The organism is Herbaspirillum sp. B65 (assembly GCF_000333555.1).
Classification (GTDB): Bacteria; Pseudomonadota; Gammaproteobacteria; order Burkholderiales; family Burkholderiaceae_D; genus Herbaspirillum; species Herbaspirillum rubrisubalbicans.
In genome coordinates, this window is the sequence record NZ_BADI01000070.1 from 1 (window position 1) to 917 (window position 917).

1 protein-coding gene is annotated in these 917 nt (G+C 59.8%); it reads right to left on the reverse strand.

What is annotated here, in order from left to right; translation table 11 throughout:
- Window positions 1-648 (reverse strand): YjgN family protein (locus I5W_RS01745; protein WP_044527957.1); only part of this gene is annotated, 648 nt, incomplete at its 3' end.
- Window positions 649-917 lie beyond the last annotated feature (269 nt).

Below are 917 nucleotides of genomic sequence, written 5' to 3' on the forward strand. Positions count from 1 at the left end.
ACGCACCCGGCTTGCCCGTGAATCGAATTGCGTCGCTCCGAAGCGCGACTGGCCATGCTGGTAGCGCTTGAAGCGCTGGTAGGCCAGTGGTGCCAGCAGGCCCACGGAAATACTCCCCAGCGCCGGCCAGACGAAGAAGTTCTTGAATACGCCCCCGGCAGAGCCGCGAAAGCCGAAACGGATGCCGCGGTAACTGGTGTTATAGAGCTTGAATTGCAGGCTGCGCCAGATCAGCCAGGGGCCGGCCACGGCCATGACGATGGCGGCGATCAAGCCCAGCACGACATTGAACGCCGCCGCCAGTTGATACAGCCCCATTACCACCACGGCGATGATGCGACCCTTGAGGATGGCCATGGGATTGCCGTGATAGTCGAAGCTGGCTCCGGCCACCGAGGTATTGGCGTAGAAGTAGCGCAGGCGGCGCACCTTGGCCCAGGCCGAATAGATGCCCAGCGTCACGACCGATAGCAGCAGGTTGACAATCCAGATGCGGAAGTATTCCGAGCCGCTGGCGCTAAAGGAGAAGCCTTGCGGTGCGCTGTGGTCGGCCGAGTCGCGCAGGGCGGTGGCGAAATTGGTGGGTGCTTGGGGCGGCGTGGAGGGTGGTTGGGCCGCAGATTCGGGCAAGTCAGATTGATCGTTCATGGAAGCTCTTGTGTTGGTTGTTGTAAGGGATAGGTCTGCCAGTGGGGTCGGGGAAGAATCTATTGCTCGCAAGTAAAAGTCAAGTTGTCGGGCTTCATTGCGCGTCATGTATGGATGTTGTAGGGGATAACCTCGCGTTTTTTCGAAGGCAACTGGCCTGGCCTCCTGCAAAAATGCACTGTTTGTGCGAACATGGGCGCCCAGATGCGGTCAAGGAACGGGCATTACGCGATGACCTCCGGTTTTTATCCTCCCGCATCCGCGCCCAA